Genomic DNA, 14,249 nt, shown 5'->3' with positions numbered 1-14,249 from the left:
ATGCTCCCCATCCTGCCTGGCGCCACGCTGGGCGTACTCGGCGGCGGCCAGCTTGGCCGCATGTTCGTGCACGCGGCGCAGACCATGGGCTACTTCACCGTGGTGCTCGACCCCGACCCGGCCAGCCCGGCGGGGCGCGTGAGCCACCACCATATCCAGAGCGCCTACGACGACCCCGACGGTCTGCGCCAGCTTGCCAGCCTGTGCGCCGCCGTCACCACCGAGTTTGAAAACGTTCCCGCCGTGGCGCTGGCGGCGCTGGCCGGCCGGTGCACCGTCTCGCCGGCCGCCCGCGCCGTGGCCGTGGCGCAGAACCGGGCCGAAGAGAAAGCCCATTTCACCGCTTGCGGCGTGCCCTGCGCGCCGTATGCGGTGATCGAAACGCCGGAACAAATGGCCAGCGCCGACCAGTCGCTCTTTCCCGGGATCCTGAAAACCTCCCGCATGGGCTACGACGGCAAGGGCCAAGCCCGCGTGCAGGCGCCCGCCGAGCTGGTCACCGCCTGGGACGCCATGGGCCGCGCGCCCTGCGTGCTGGAAAAGATGCTGCCCCTGGCACTGGAATGCTCGGTGATCGTCGCGCGCGGCGCGGACGGCCACTCTGTGCACCTGCCGCTGCAGCGCAACCTGCACCGGGACGGGATTCTGGCGGTGACCGAAGTTTATGAGGAAAATGTGCCTCTAGCGCTTATGCAGCAAGCGCTAGCAGCTGCAAAATCCATAGCTGACGAGTTGGAATACGTGGGCGTGCTGTGCGTCGAATTCTTTGTGCTGGAGGGCGGCCGCCTCGTGGTCAACGAGATCGCCCCGCGCCCGCACAACAGCGGCCACTACAGCGTGGACGCCTGCGACGTTTCGCAATTCGAGCTGCAGGTGCGCACGCTCGCTGGCTTGCCGCTGACGCCGCCGCGCCAGCACAGCGCCGCCATCATGCTCAATCTGCTGGGCGATTTGTGGTTTGCCCAGGGCGAGGCACCGCAGGAACCCCCGTGGGCCCAGGTACTCGCCTTACCGGGCACGCATCTGCACCTCTATGGCAAAGAGCAAGCGCGCCACGGCCGCAAGATGGGCCACCTGAACGTGACGGCGGCCAGTGCGGCGCAAGCGCGCAGCACCGCGCTGCAGGCTGCGGCACTGCTTGGTCTACCGGCCTTCTGAGCGTGCCGCGATGATCCTCGACGGCCATCTGCCCGATTCCATTGCACAGGCCGCGCGTGCCCTGCGCAGCAGCGCCCTGGTGGGCCTGCCCACCGAAACCGTGTACGGCCTGGCCGCCGACGCGGACAGCGACGCTGCCGTGGCGCAGGTGTTTGCCTCCAAGGGCCGGCCCAGCGACCACCCTTTGATCGTGCACGTGGCAAGCGCCGACGCGCTGCCGCACTTCGCCCGCGAAGTGCCGGATTTTGCGCAGGCGCTGGTGCGCGCCTTCTGGCCTGGGCCACTCACGGTGATTTTGCCGCGCCGCGCAGGGGTGGCCGCGGCCGCCGCTGGCGGGCAGGACAGCATCGGTCTGCGCTGCCCCGCGCACCCGGTGGCCCTGGCCTTGCTGGCCGCCTGCGCCGCGCCCCCTCCAGGCGAGCGCGCCATCGCCGGCCTGGCCGCGCCCAGCGCCAACCGCTTTGGCCGCGTCAGCCCCACGACGGCCCAGCACGTGCAGGACGAACTGGGCAGCGAACTGCTGGTACTCGACGGCGGCGCCTGCGCCGTGGGCATTGAATCGACCATCGTCGATTGCACGCGCGGCGCTCCAGTGCTGCTGCGCCCCGGCGGGATTACCCGCGCGCAAATCGAGGCCGTCTGCGAGCGCAAGTTGCGCTTGAAAGACGATCTGCCCGATCCGGCGCCGCGCGCCTCCGGCACCCTGGAATCGCATTACGCCCCAGAAGCCAAGCTGCGGCTGATGGACGCCCGCGCGCTGCAGACCGGCCTGGACCTGCTGGGCGCCGAAGCCGCGCATCTGGCGGTGTATGCCCGCACGCCGCTCAAGAGCGCCTCATCGCGCGTGCTGCTGCGCCGCATGCCCGACGATGCCGAGGCGACGGCACAGCAGCTGTTTGCCGTGCTGCGCGGCTTCGACGACGCGGCCGTGCGCCTGATCTGGGTCGAAACACCGCCCGACACCCCTACGTGGGAAGGCGTGCGCGACCGCTTGCGGCGCGCAGCCGCCTGAACCGCAAGCCACATCGTTAAACTAGCCCGTCCTATTGGAGAACACACACCATGGCAACACACTGGATGCGCCGCAGCCTGCTCGCAGCCGCTTGCGCGGGGGCAGCCCTGCTTGCAGCCTGCGGCTCAAGCAGCACCGAATCGGCCATCACCCCCGACCGCTTCATCGCGTTTGGCGATGCCTACAGCGACCTGGGGCAGACCGGCTCGCGCTACACCGTCAACGACGGCAGCATCAACAACTGGACGCAGGAACTGGCCAGCCGCTACGGCAAATCCTTGACCAGCGTCTCAGCGGGAGGACTGAGCTACGCCCAGGGCAATGCCCGCATCGCCGCCACGCCCGACGCGGCCGGCAACGCGGCCACCCCGACGGTGACGGCGCAGATTGACAAATTTCTGGCCGCACAGAGCTTTGCCCCGAACGATCTGGTCGTGCTCAACGGTGGCATCAGCGACCTGATTGTCGACATGGCCGCCGTGCAGGCAGGCACACTGTCGGAAGACGCTTTCGTAGCCAACGCCCGCGCCAATGGCAAGCTGCTGGCAGCACAGGTCAAACGCCTGGTGGATGCAGGCGCACCGCATGTGCTGGTGTCTGGGCCCTACGACCTGAGCGTGACGCCCTGGGCGGTGACCATCGACCGCGTCGATCTTCTCAGCCGGGCCAGCAGTGCCTTCAACCAAGGCTTGCTGATTGACATCAACGACCTGGGCGCCCATGTCCTGTACATCGACGCGGCCTACTACGTGAACCTGTTTCACACCACGCCGACGGCCTATTCCTTCTCGAACTCCACCACCCCCGTATGCACCTCGGTGGATCCTGGCGCAGGCATCGGAATCGGCGCCGGGCAGGTGAATTCTGCGCTGTGCACACCCACAACCTTGGTCTCGGGTGCCAATGCCAGCCTCTATGTATTTGCCGACGCGGTCTACCTTACGCCTTCCGCCCAGCGCCAACTCGGCGATTACGCCTACGATCGCTTGCGTGCGCGCTGGTAGTCACAGGGCATGCAGCCAACAAAAAACCGGCCTCGGCCGGTTTTTTGTTGGCTGGCAATAGGCCAGAACTCAGAATCGGTAGCCAATGCCAATCGCGTACACGTTGGGGTTGAGCTTGATGTCGATATGCTGGCCCGTGGAGAGCGTGTTGCGTGTTTTCACAAACGTCTTGTAGTACGCCAGGTCCACGAACCACCGGTCGTTGAGCGCAATGCTCACCCCCACCTGCGGCGTCAGGCCAAAATTGGACTCTGCACTGAGCGTCGTCGGATTGGCCGGCGTACCGCCCGTCAATCCGTTGAGCGCGGCCGTCCCGCGCTCCTTGTAGAACTTGGCGTAGGTCAGGCCCAGACCCACATACGGGCGTATCTTGGCCTGGGGCTCCAGGAAGCGGTACTGCGCGAAGATGGTGATCGGCAAGGCCTTGACCTCGCCGATCTTGCCCACGCCGGCAATCGCGCCAGCACCCACCGTGTCGTGCTTGTAGGGCAATGCCAGCGGCACATCGATGGCCCAATGGTCGGTCATCATGTAGGTGATGCCGCCTGAGAGCTCCGTATCCGAGCGCACGTCCACCTTGGTATTGGCAAAGCTGGGCGCCGTAAGGTTGCCGCTGCTGACGTCCGGGGCAATCTGCGTCACCCCGCCGCGTGCAAGCCAACTGCCTGCGCTTTGTGCCTGTGCCAGAGGTGCGCCTGCCAGCAGCAGTGCACCGGCCACCCAACGCCATTGGTTTGTGTTTTTCATGGTGTTTCCTCGGTTGGACAATTACAGCCAGCCTGCCTGGGCAATGGCGCGCGAGACCAGTTGGCTCAGCAACTGGTGTCCGTAGGGCGTGGGGTGAAAACTGTCGGAAAACGCGTAGGTCTTCCACCAGTCCGCGCCGCCCGTCGCACCGGCAGGTGGCGTCATGGCGGACAACGCTTCAACCGTGCAAGAAGGGAAGGTGTAGGTGGGCAGGCCATCGGTGCCAACGCCGGTGATGGGGCAAGCCGTATCTTTTGCGTTGGTCAGCCCAAACTGCTCGGGATGCGCCACCTGATCATTGAGCGAGGTGTAGAAATCGACAACCACGACTTTGTCGTTGCCAGCAAAATTGGCGGCGAGCTTGGCGTTGAAGGCCTCCACCCACGCCTTGACCAGCCCCTGAACCTGGGCGCTGGCGGCCGGCCCAGCCGCGGCAGCGATCCCGCCCAGCAATTGCTGAAGACGGGGCGTTTGGTCGATACCCGGCACATTCAATATGGCGATGTGCTGCGCGCCCTTGCCCAGAACGTTGGCAGCAATGGCGGCCGTGAATTTGTCGGCCAGTGCCTGCATGTAGGCACCGCCCACCTGGGCCATCCCGGTCGTGCCGCCAGCGAAGGCCGCATCGACCATGGAAGCTGGCAGCAGCGTGGTCAAGAGGGCCTTATAGGTAGCGCCACCGTCCTTGGAGGCGGATAGATAGGCGCCCACCAGATCGGCTGCATCGTTCCCACCGCCGTCTATCAGCGCAAGATCCCCGGCGGCAAAGCCTGCGGCGCCCGCATCGGCCAGTTGCGTGGTGATGGACACCGGTGAAGTCGGCGCGGTGAAGTTGTTGATGCGCCCGCCACCGATGGCGTAATTGGTGCATCCGGCAGCAGCGTTGAAGGCCGTCCCAGTGAATTGGTACTTGGGGCACAGCGAGACGCCGTATTCACTGGCGACGCGCTCAGGCCAGATGGCGGTGGAGCCCGCTCCGGTAGGAGCCGCTCCCTGAACCGTGAACTTGAATCCGAAAGTGCCGCTGTCGGCCAAGCTGTCGCCCATGACCTTGACCCCGGTGATCGGTGCCACCGGCGTGGTATCCGACCCCCCGCCGCCGCAGGCCGACAGCACTGCTGCAGCCACCGCCAATAGAGCCCACCTTGTCTTGCGCTGGAAATCCATACACCGCACTCCTGAAATTAAAAAAAAGAACGACCGTTCTATTTAATTCCAAATGTTACCGCTAGCTGTGAGCAGGCTCCAGCGGGTAAACGCCAATAGCCGACAGGCAAAAGCCCCCCAGCCGTCAATGCGGACGTTCAGAACACAAGGCCTGCAACGCCTTGGCTGCAGCGAAAGAGAGTTTTCAATACGCTTTCCGCCTTGCTGCTCTGCGAGCCGGCGAGACATCAAGGATGCCCCGGCGCGCTTGTCCAATCGATCAAGGCCTCCAGCGCCGGCCGCGCCGCTGCTGCGCGATCGTGGTTCACCAGCGCCACCAGCACCCAGCGACGCCCGTCGCTGCCCAGCACGTAGCCAGCCATGGCCTGTACGCCCTCCAGACTCCCGGTCTTGAGATGGGCGCTGCCCACGGCTCTGCTGTGGCTGCGGCGCAGCGTACCGTCCATGCCCACGATGGGCATGGAGGCCATGAGTTCCGGCATCACGGGCGATGCCCAGGCGACCTGCAGCATGTGTGCCAGCGCCGCGGGGCTGATGCGCGCCTCACGGCTGAGTCCAGCGCCATTGTCGAAAACCGGCATCGCGGCTCCCCCCATGCGCTTTTGCCACCAGGCCTGCAGCACGCTGCGCGCAGCCTCGGGGCTACCAACCCCGCTTTGTTCCAGCCCCAGGGTCAGGAAAATCTGCTGCGCCATGACGTTGTTGCTGAACTTGTTGACGCTTTGCACCGCGTCGAAGAGTGGCTGCGAGGCGTAGACGAAAAGCGGAGCGAGCCCCACCGGCACGCTGCCCAGGGTGGCCTTGCCACCGAGCTTTCCGCCGAGCGCCAGCCACATCCCGGCCACCGCCCGCGGCGCAAACAGCTCTGGCTGAGCCGGCGCAATGGCCCAACTGCGCTCCCCGCAGGACACCGGGTAGCTGCCCTTGAACGACCAGCGCCCGGCGTCCTCGGTCTGCATTTGCGTGCGCGCGCGCCAATCCCCACAAGGCGTTCCAGCCGGCGCCAGCGGCACCGTGGCTTGCACGGCAAGACCGGCCAGCGGGGGTGAGACTTGAACGCGAGCCACACCAGCCGCCGCATCCGGCGCCCAGTCGAGCACCACCGACTTGAAATTCACCAGAAAAGCCTCGGGCGCTGCGTTGTAAGCCCGCAGGGGCTGCCCATCGAAGGCCGCCGCATCGCGCGTCTGGTGCGCAAAGGCCGATCCATCCACCACGATATTGCCCGCAATCGTGGTGATGCCACGCGCCTGCACCTGGCGCAGCAGCAGCCACAGGCGCTCCATGACCAGTGTCGGGTCGCCACTGCCGCGCAGGTACAGATTGCCTTGCAAAGTACCCGCCCGAATGGGCCCGTCCACAAATACGGGCGTGCGCCAGGTGTAGGCGGGGCCGAGCAGGTCGAGCGCGGCAAAGGTGGTGGTGAGCTTCATCACCGACGCCGGGTTCAGGGGCGCGTCCACGCGCCATGCCAGGCGCGCAGGGCCGGCTCCGTCCGCCGGCGCCACCACTGCCGCCACCGCCTCGCGCGGGATGCCGGCACGATCGAGCGCCACGGCGACTTCCGTCGGCAGGGTCTGCGGGGGCTGTGCCGCGGCCGGCCCAGACCACAGCGTGAGCACGCTGGCGAACACGGCGCAGGCATGGCGCCAAGAGGAAAGTCGCGGTGGGCACATAGGGCGCCAAGTTTATGCGCGCAACCAGCATCGTCCGGCGCACGGATAATCCGCCCATGGCTTTGTCTTTGCCCCTGAACCTGCTCGCCCTGGACACAAGTACCGCGCATTTGTCCGTCGCGGTGCAGCACGCGTCGCGCGTATGGACGTACAGCGGCGCAGGCGGCGCGCAGGCCTCCACCCACCTGATTCCCACGGTTCGCAGCCTGCTGGCGCAGGCAGATCTTTCGCTTGACGCGCTGGATGCGCTGGTATTCGGGCGCGGGCCGGGCTCGTTCACCGGCGTGCGCACGGCGTGCTCCGTGGTGCAGGGGCTTGCCTTCGGCGCACGCGGCGGCAGGGGGATCGACGTCCTGCCAGTCGATACCTTGCTCGCCGTGGCCGAAGATGCACGCGAGCGCTGCGGCTGCACGCAGGTCGTGGCGGTGCTTGATGCGCGCATGGACGAGGTCTACAGCGCACGCTACCAGTTCGGTGCGGACGGGTGGAGTGGCAGCGGCGACTTTGCCGTGTGCGCCCCGGAAGCGGTACAGGTCCCCGAAGGCTGGACCGTGGCCGGCAATGCGCTGGACACCTATGGCCAGCGCCTCGCCCCCAATGCACGGCATGTAGACGCCTTGCCGCAGGCGCAGGCCTTGCTGCGCCTGGCCCCGCAGTTGCTGGCGCGCGGCCTGGCACAGCCTGCCAGCGCAGCGCTGCCCTTGTACGTACGCGACAAGGTGGCGCAAACCACCGCCGAGCGCGCCGCACAGAGGGAAAAAATATGAGCGCGCGCCGGGCCACCCTAAGAACATCCGCAACGCGCAGTGCGGAGATCGCCCCATGAGCAGCATCCTGGCGCACCCCCCTGGCCGACCCGAGGTGCGGCTGGAGACGCTCACGCTGGGCCGCCTGGAACAGGTGCTGGAGATCGAGGCGCAAGCCTACGAATTTCCCTGGACACGTGGCAATTTCACCGATTCGCTCGCCAGCGGCTATGCCGTGCAGCTCCTGTGCGCGGGCGAGCATTTGCTCGGTTACTACGTCGCCATGCGCGGTGTGGAGGAAACGCATTTGCTCAACCTCACGGTGGCGCCCGCCTTTCAGCGCCAGGGTTGGGCACGCCTGCTGCTCGACGCGCTGGTGCTGTGGTCGCGCGCCCAGGGCGCCCACTGGCTCTGGTTGGAAGTGCGCGCCAGCAACGCGCCAGCACGCGCTTTGTACCAAAGCCATGGTTTTCGCCGGGTTGGCGAACGGCCACGCTACTACCCGGCGGCAAGCGGCGGGCGTGAAGATGCCATTGTGATGAGCTTGGAACTGTGAAGACACTGGACGCCCGCCAACGCGCCATGCTGCTCGACATGGGCGTGCGCGTCTGGCCCACACCCCACGCGCAGGCAGGTGCCATGGCACGCCCGAACCCGGCAGCGGCCACCCACCCGACGGTCGAGGCCACACCTGCACCGCACGAGGAGCCGCCGGCCCGGGCGTTGCGCGCGGCGCCCGCGCCGCATCCGCTCCGCAGCCAGGACCGCGGCGCCACAGCCACCACCCACTGGCAGGTGCAGGCACCGCGCCTGCTCTACCCAGAGGCCGACCCGTCGCTCGCCCCACCCGCGCTCGGCGCGGGTTGGTTGGTCGTCGCAGAAGCGTTTGCGGCGGGCGACGGCGCGGCGCAAGCCGCCGAGCGCTTGCTGGGCAACATGCTGCACGCCCTGCAGTTGCACCACCACCCCCGTGTGGCGCTGTGCAGCGTGCACCAGGCGGACCCCAGCGCCGCAAACGGCAGTGAGAGCGACGCAGCCACGGCCATTGCGCACCATGTCGAGGCCTTTGCCCCCTCCGTCGTCCTGGTGATGGGGCGCGGCGCGGTGCGTGCCGCCTTGGCGCGCAGCGAGCCCCTGGGCAAGTTGCGCGGCGCAGCGCTGGCGATTGCGGGAGTGCCCGTTGTGGTCACCTTTGGCCCCCATTTTCTGCTGCGCAGTCCGGAATCGAAAAGCGCCGCCTGGGCCGATTTGTGCCGCGCCAGGGCTCTGGCGGGGCCTGGCGTTGCCACGCCAATGCCATAATCGCGCGTCTTAATTCTTACCAAGACCCATGGAAGCCTATCCCAGTCGATAGCTTTCAGCTCCCAGGCCAGCGCCGGGGCTGAAAGCGCCCCATCCGCCCCAGCCACCGGCCTCGTATCCAGGGAGTGAGCCCATGCTCAACATCTTCACGCTCGCCAACGGGCGGCTCGTTCAGGAAGAAATCGAGTCGCTCGAAGAGCTCTCCAGGTTCCAGCCCATCTGGGTAGACCTGGACGCCCCAACGCCAGACGAAAAGCGCTGGGTCACGCAGTACTACGGCCTGTCGATTCCACACGACGCGATGGACACCGACATCGAAGAGTCGGCGCGTTTTTACGAAGAAGACAACGGTGAACTGCACATCCGCAGTGACTTTCTCATTGACGACGACGAAGACTCGCGCTCGGTGCGCGTCGCCTTCATCCTCAACCTCACCAACCCTGACCTGCGCAGCAAGGGCGTGCTGTTCTCGATTCACGACGAGGATATCCCCGTGTTTCGCCTGCTGCGCCTGCGTGCCCGGCGGGCGCCGGGGCTCATCGAAGACGCACGCGACGTGCTGCTCAAGCTCTTTGACGCCGACGCCGAATACTCGGCCGACACGCTCGAAGGCATTTACGACGACTTGAAGGAGGTCAGCACCCAGGTGCTGTCCGGCGACGTGACCGACGAGCGCGCCGGCGAAGTGCTGGGCGCCATCGCCCGCCAGGAAGACCTGAACGGCCGCATCCGCCGCAATGTGATGGATACGCGCCGCGCGGTCAGCTTCATGATGCGCAGCAAGATGCTCAACGCCGAGCAGTTCGAGGAAGCGCGGCAAATTTTGCGTGACATCGAATCGCTCGACAGCCACACCGCCTTTCTGTTCGACAAAATCAACTTCTTGATGGACGCCACCGTCGGTTTCATCAACATCAACCAGAACAAGATCATCAAGATCTTCTCGGTGGCCAGCGTGGCGCTGCTGCCACCCACCTTGATCGCCAGTATCTACGGCATGAACTTCAAGTTCATGCCGGAGCTGGACTGGACACTGGGCTACCCCTATGTGCTGGTGCTGATGCTGGCCAGCGCCCTCGTGCCCATGTGGTACTTCAGAAGGCGCGGCTGGCTGAAATAGGCTCCCCCTGCGGCGCTGCGCGCCTTCCCCTGAGGGGGCCGCCTCCGGTGGCCCGGCAAAGCCGGTTCCCCGGTAGCGCTGATGGAGCCACGCCCATTTGGAAAATTTGGTCAAAACAGGCTTTGGCGCTTATAGAATAAGCGCATTCAGCTATTGTTTTTGAAGTGCTTCCAAAAACTGCTGCACGATGCGCTCGGCGTAGCGGCTGGCCACTTTTTCCATGAAGGCCGGAAAATCGACATGCGCGCTGGCGTCGGCGCGGTCTGATACCGTGCGCACCGCTGCAAAGGGCAGCCGGTAGTCCAGGCACACCTGGGCGACGGCAGCGCCTTCCATTTCCACAGCCAGCACGTCGTGGCCAGCCGCTACCAGCGGCTCACGCAGCGCGCGTGCCACCTCGGAGCAGGTGACGAAGCGGTCGCCACTGGCCACCAGCCCCAGGTGCAGGCGTGGGGCCGTGTCCATGAATTCATGGTCGAAATAGCTGCCAGCGCTTACCAGGCATGCGTTGACAGCTTCTGAAAGAATAGCGGTCAGCGTGGGATCACACGGAAGGCAAACCCCCTCGTACCCCGGCACGCGCCAGCGCTCGAACAGAGGCGAGACGTCCATGTCGTGCTGCACGTAGTCCTGCGCCACCACAATGTCCCCGACGGCGACGCCCTCACCCACCCCACCCGCCACCCCGGTGAACACAATGCGCGCCACGCGAAAGCGCTCGATCAGCACGGTGGCGGTCGTCGCCGCCGCCACCTTGCCAATCCCCGAAAGCGCCAGCACGACGCTGTGCCCATGCAGGCTGCCGCGCCAGAACACGCGCCCGGCGTGCACCAGGCGCTGGCCCTGCTCCAGTCGCGCCAGCAGGCCGGATTGCTCTTCGGGTAATGCGCTGAGGATGGCGGTGGTCATGCTGGGAAAGAATCGCACAAAAGAAAACCCTGAAGCTCTTGCGAAGCGCCAGGGTGCAGAGCCTACGCGCTTTGCGCACGCGTCTGTTTACCTCAGATCGGCGCCATAGAACCTTCGGAAGGTGCAGGCTGCCGTGCGCCAGCGCGGCATCATGGGGTCCCGCCCCAGGGCAGCAGGGGCCGGAATGGCTCGGGGCGCGGATTACTTCTTGTCGCGCAGTTCGCGCCGCAAAATCTTGCCTACCGGTGTTTTGGGCAATTCCTCACGAAACTCGATCACGCGCGGCTGCTTGTAGCCCGTGAGATTGGTGCGGCAGAACGCGCGCACCTGTGCCTCCGCCAGTTCTGGAGACTTCCTGACGATCACGAGCTTGACGGCTTCGCCGGTTTTTTCATCGGGTACCCCGACGACCGCGCACTCCAGCACGCCTGGGCACTCGGCCACCACCTCTTCCACCTCATTGGGGTAGACGTTGAAGCCGCTCACCAACACCATATCTTTCTTGCGGTCCACAATTTTGAAGTAGCCGCGCTCGTCCATGATGCCGATGTCGCCAGACTTGAAGTACCCGTCGTCGGTCATGACCTTGGCCGTCTCGTCCGGGCGTTGCCAGTAGCCCGCCATCACCTGCGGCCCCTTGATGGCAATCTCGCCCGACTGCCCCAGAGCGCTGACAGCTTGCCCTTCGTCGTCCAGCAGCTTCATGTAGGTGCTCGGCAGCGGCACGCCGATCGTGCCCGTGAATTCCTTGTTCGTGACCGGATTGCAGCTGACAGAGGGGCTGGTTTCAGAGAGACCGTAGCCTTCGCAAATCGGACAGCCCGTTTTATCAAGCCAGAGCTTGGCCACCGCGCCCTGCACGGCCATGCCGCCACCCACGGACACCTTGAGGTGGCTCCAGTCGACAGTACTGAAATCCGGGTGGTTCGCCAGGCCGTTGAACAGCGTGTTGACCGCAGGAAAGCTGTGAAAACGCTGCTTGGACAGTTCCTTGAGCACCGCCGACAAATCGCGCGGATTGGGAATCAGAATGGTTTTCCCACCGGTGCGCATGCTGAGCATCATGTTCACCGTGAAGGCGAAGATGTGGTACAGCGGCAGCGCGCAAATGCTGGTGGGCTGCTCGCCCTCAGGCACCAGTTTCATGACCGGGGAATTCCAGGCTTCGGACTGCAACACGTTGGCAATCACGTTGCGGTGCAGCAGCACGGCGCCCTTGCTCACACCCGTGGTTCCGCCGGTGTACTGCAGCAGTGCAATGTCGTCTGGCCTGATCTCAGGCTGTTTGAGTACGCCACGCGTGCCGCGCGCCACGGCCTCGTTGAACCGCACCGCGCCCGGCAGGTTCCAGGGAGGCACCATCTTCTTGACGTTGCGCACCACGTAGTTGACCAACGCCCCCTTGAGCAGCCCGAGCTGATCGCCCATGCTGCAAACAACGATGTGCTTGATCAGTGTATCGGCCAGGCAAGCCTGCAAGGTGGTGGCGAAATTTTCCAGAATCACCATCGCCTTGGCACCCGAATCGCGCAACTGGTGCTCAAGCTCGCGCGGCGTGTACATGGGGTTCACGTTCACCACCACGTAGCCAGCGCGCAGCACCGCTGCCACCGCCACCGGGTACTGCGGCACATTGGGCATCATCAAGGCGACCCGGTCGCCCTTGACCAAGCCAAGACTCTGCAGATAAGCGGCAAAGGCGCTGCTCAGCGAATCGGCCTGGGCATAGGTGATGTCCTTGCCCATGAAGCTGTACGCGGTCTTGAGCGCATGCGTGCGGAAGGCCTCTTCCATCAGCGCCACAAGGGACGGATACTGCCCGGGATCGATGTCGGCGGGCACGCCCGTCGGGTAACTTTTCAGCCAAATGCGCTCGGTCATCTCCAAAATCTCCTGGTCTACTTTCGCGTAGTTTTGACCGTGCCAAAATTATTTGGCACGGTCATACTTTTTTCTGCCTCGTCAGCTCTTGAGCGCCACCAGCACCTCGTCGAGCATCTTCTTGGCGTCACCAAACAGCATGCGGTTGTTGTCCTTGTAGAAGAGTGGGTTGTCCACTCCCGCATAGCCCGAGGCCATGGAGCGCTTCATCACGATCGAGGTCTTGGCCTTCCATACTTGAAGCACTGGCATTCCGGCAATCGGGCTGGACGGGTCATCCAGCGCGCTCGGGTTCACGATGTCGTTGGCACCGATCACCATGGCCACATCGGTGTCGGGGAAGTCCTCGTTGATCTCATCCATTTCCATCACGATGTCGTAGGGCACCTTCGCCTCGGCCAGCAGCACGTTCATGTGGCCGGGCATGCGACCGGCGACCGGGTGGATGCCGAAGCGCACATTGACACCTCGCTCGCGCAGGGTTTGCGTAATTTCGTACACCGTGTGCTGCGCTTGGGCCACCGCCATGCCATAGCCGGGCACGATGATGACGCTCTTGGCATCGCGCAACAGATCGGCGGTCTCGGCGGAACTGACGGGCACCACTTCACCCTGGGGCTCGGCAACCTCGCCCTTCTTGGCCGGCTTGCCGCCGCCTGAGCCGAAGCCGCCCGCGATCACGCTGATGAAGTTGCGGTTCATCGCATTGCACATGATGTAGGACAGGATGGCGCCCGAGGACCCCACCAGCGCACCGGTCACGATCAGCAGGTCATTGCCCAGCATGAAGCCCGTGGCCGCAGCGGCCCAGCCCGAGTAGCTGTTGAGCATGGACACCACCACCGGCATATCGGCACCGCCAATGGCCATGACCATGTGAACGCCAAGCAGCAAGGCAATGGCGGCCATCACGATCAGCGGCAGCATGCCGGCCTGCACGTCGTGCGCAACCAAGAATTGCTTGCCAAACCAGATCACCAACAGCAGCGCAACCAGGTTGAGCCAATGGCGCGCGGGCAATAGAAGTGGCTTGCCACCGATCTTGCCGTTGAGCTTGCCGAAGGCAATCAGCGAACCCGAGAAGGTGATCGCGCCAATCAGGATGCCGATGTAGATCTCCACCTCGTGGATGGTTTTTTCCGTACCTTGCAACTGAAGCGAGGTATCCACGTAGCTGGCAAAGCCCACAATGCAGGCCGCCAGACCCACCAGGCTGTGCATGAGCGCGATCAGCTCGGGCATTTGCGTCATCTTCACAACCTTGGCTGCATACAGGCCAATGCTGCCGCCGATGACCAGCGCCCCGACGATCCAGGCGATGCCCGCACTGCCCACGCGCGGGCCGAACACCGTGGCCAACACGGCCAATGCCATGCCGACCATGCCTAACAGATTCCCGCGCCGCGAGCTTTCCGGATGGGATAAACCCCCCAGGCTCAGGATGAAGAGAATGGCGGCGCCGATATAAGCCACCGTGACGAGACTTTGGGACATGTGCGTCTTTCCTAGCTTGTTCTACTGGTGTCG

At 64.9% G+C, this 14,249-nt stretch carries 13 protein-coding genes; 7 read left to right on the top strand and 6 right to left on the bottom strand.

The genetic code is table 11. The features are described from left to right. The 3 genes from AC07ZH_RS14820 to AC07ZH_RS14810 are packed head-to-tail and all read left to right on the top strand — an operon-like array spanning position 1 to position 3,174. Positions 1-1,158, top strand: a complete 1,158-nt coding sequence (locus AC07ZH_RS14820) for a 5-(carboxyamino)imidazole ribonucleotide synthase (protein WP_495200383.1) — start codon at positions 1-3, stop codon at positions 1,156-1,158. Positions 1,159-1,168: 10 nt separating this feature from the next. After that, on the top strand, positions 1,169-2,170 hold the full coding sequence (locus AC07ZH_RS14815) for an L-threonylcarbamoyladenylate synthase (protein WP_495200382.1): 1,002 nt from the start codon (positions 1,169-1,171) through the stop codon (positions 2,168-2,170). A 50-nt stretch (positions 2,171-2,220) separates the two neighbouring features. Further along, positions 2,221-3,174 (top strand): SGNH/GDSL hydrolase family protein, encoded by a 954-nt coding sequence (locus AC07ZH_RS14810; protein ID WP_495200381.1) that lies wholly within the window; start codon positions 2,221-2,223, stop codon positions 3,172-3,174. Between the two features lie 69 nt (positions 3,175-3,243). On the opposite strand, the gene AC07ZH_RS14805 is transcribed toward AC07ZH_RS14810, so the two are convergent. From AC07ZH_RS14805 to dacB, 3 genes are all read right to left on the bottom strand, one after another. Continuing rightward, positions 3,244-3,921, bottom strand: a complete 678-nt coding sequence (locus AC07ZH_RS14805) for an OmpW/AlkL family protein (protein WP_119109861.1) — start codon at positions 3,919-3,921, stop codon at positions 3,244-3,246. 21 nt (positions 3,922-3,942) lie between these two features. Beyond that, a complete protein-coding gene (locus AC07ZH_RS14800; RefSeq protein ID WP_495200380.1) occupies positions 3,943-5,088 on the bottom strand; it encodes an SGNH/GDSL hydrolase family protein in 1,146 nt (381 codons plus the stop codon). A gap of 227 nt (positions 5,089-5,315) precedes the next feature. Continuing rightward, positions 5,316-6,764, bottom strand: coding sequence for a D-alanyl-D-alanine carboxypeptidase/D-alanyl-D-alanine endopeptidase (gene dacB / locus AC07ZH_RS14795; protein ID WP_495200379.1), 1,449 nt, complete (start codon positions 6,762-6,764; stop codon positions 5,316-5,318). Between the two features lie 74 nt (positions 6,765-6,838). Here dacB and tsaB point away from each other — a divergent pair, with 74 nt between their 5' ends. The 4 genes from tsaB to corA all read left to right on the top strand — a co-directional run bounded on the left by tsaB (position 6,839) and on the right by corA (position 9,932). Continuing rightward, a complete protein-coding gene (gene tsaB, locus AC07ZH_RS14790) occupies positions 6,839-7,531 on the top strand; it encodes a tRNA (adenosine(37)-N6)-threonylcarbamoyltransferase complex dimerization subunit type 1 TsaB (RefSeq protein WP_495200399.1) in 693 nt (230 codons plus the stop codon). 55 nt (positions 7,532-7,586) lie between these two features. Then, positions 7,587-8,066: a ribosomal protein S18-alanine N-acetyltransferase gene (gene rimI / locus AC07ZH_RS14785; RefSeq protein WP_119109858.1), complete on the top strand. Its 480-nt coding sequence runs from the start codon at positions 7,587-7,589 to the stop codon at positions 8,064-8,066. Beyond that, entirely contained in the window at positions 8,063-8,812 is a 750-nt protein-coding gene (locus AC07ZH_RS14780; protein WP_495200378.1) for a uracil-DNA glycosylase family protein, read from the top strand. Before rimI ends, AC07ZH_RS14780 begins: the two co-directional genes overlap by 4 nt. A 133-nt stretch (positions 8,813-8,945) precedes the next feature. Next, the gene (gene corA / locus AC07ZH_RS14775) at positions 8,946-9,932 is read left to right on the top strand and encodes a magnesium/cobalt transporter CorA (protein WP_119109856.1); all 987 of its coding nucleotides are present in this window, start codon (positions 8,946-8,948) and stop codon (positions 9,930-9,932) included. A 150-nt stretch (positions 9,933-10,082) separates the two neighbouring features. Here corA and AC07ZH_RS14770 read toward each other — a convergent pair whose 3' ends face one another. From AC07ZH_RS14770 to pntB, 3 genes are all read right to left on the bottom strand, one after another. Beyond that, complete coding sequence (locus tag AC07ZH_RS14770; protein ID WP_495200377.1) at positions 10,083-10,841, bottom strand: 5'-methylthioadenosine/adenosylhomocysteine nucleosidase; 759 nt, start codon at positions 10,839-10,841, stop codon at positions 10,083-10,085. Between the two features lie 201 nt (positions 10,842-11,042). Further along, the gene (locus AC07ZH_RS14765; protein ID WP_495200376.1) at positions 11,043-12,722 is read right to left on the bottom strand and encodes a long-chain-fatty-acid--CoA ligase; all 1,680 of its coding nucleotides are present in this window, start codon (positions 12,720-12,722) and stop codon (positions 11,043-11,045) included. 81 nt (positions 12,723-12,803) lie between these two features. Beyond that, positions 12,804-14,216: a Re/Si-specific NAD(P)(+) transhydrogenase subunit beta gene (gene pntB / locus AC07ZH_RS14760; protein ID WP_495200375.1), complete on the bottom strand. Its 1,413-nt coding sequence runs from the start codon at positions 14,214-14,216 to the stop codon at positions 12,804-12,806. Positions 14,217-14,249: the final 33 nt, after the last annotated feature.

It is taken from the genome of Simplicispira sp. GW247-4R2A (assembly GCF_059424465.1).
The sequence above is the reverse complement of the archived record's forward strand: the minus strand, read 5'-3'. Positions and strand labels throughout refer to the sequence as shown.